The following is an 833-nucleotide window of genomic DNA, read 5'->3' as shown; positions in this document are numbered from 1 at the left end:
CCCTCCTAACTCCCGAGGATAATCGCTTCCAGCGCCTCTTGTGACCAGCCGGCGACTTTTCGTTTTAGGCGGATGCTCATTTTCCGCTGCGAAGTGTCTCGCTTTAAAATGGTCAGGGCAACTCGCCTCAGGCTGGCCAGGATTTCGGGCCCGGTGCCGGTACGGACTCGGCTGCTATCTTCGGTAAATGTTACATCCAGCGTCCAGTGCAGGCTGTTTTCCACGCTCCAATGCGAGTGAACATACTCGGCAACTCGCTTCGCTGTTGGCGGCAGGCTGCTGATGAAGAACGTGACGCGGTCCGACGTCGGCTCAGGCGTTTGACGCTGACTGTTCGGGTCCGCTTCGCGATGACGATAGACCATGCCGATCGTCTTCACGTCGGCCCACTGGCCAGTCTCTTTCAAGCCTCGCGGCGCGGCGGCCACATAGACGATGCGTTCTTCCAGGCGACCGCGTGTCTGGCGAGTTTCGCGATGGGCTCGACATTTGGAAGAGCGATAATTGTCTTCGCCGAACTTCTCGAACTCGCTGGCAACCTGCTGAAACAGATTCCGCTGATTCTTCTTCACCGTGATCAGGTAATCCGCTTTTCGATCACGAATCTTGGCCACCGTTCGCCGCTGACAGTGCATCGCATCGAGCGTCACCACCGCGCCTTCAATGTTCAAAAGCTCCAGCAGCATCGGCACGGCAGTAATCTCGTTCGACTTTTCTTCCGTTGCGATCTGCCCCAGGCAAACTTGCAGCCCGCTCGACCAGGCACTCACCATGTGCAGCGCCTGACGATTGGTGGCCGTGTCGAAACTGTGCCGCAGCGTCTTGCCGTCGAT

Annotated in this window: 1 protein-coding gene; it reads right to left on the bottom strand. The window is 58.0% G+C overall.

Going from position 1 to position 833, the window contains the following annotated elements:
• Positions 1 to 5 precede the first annotated feature (5 nt).
• Positions 6 to 833 (bottom strand): ISAs1 family transposase (locus DTL42_RS16170; protein ID WP_114369786.1); only part of this gene is annotated, 828 nt, incomplete at its 5' end.

The organism is Bremerella cremea, from assembly GCF_003335505.1.
In the GTDB taxonomy this organism is placed as follows: domain Bacteria; phylum Planctomycetota; class Planctomycetia; order Pirellulales; family Pirellulaceae; genus Bremerella; species Bremerella cremea_A.
This window is presented reverse-complemented; position numbering and strand designations above follow the sequence as displayed.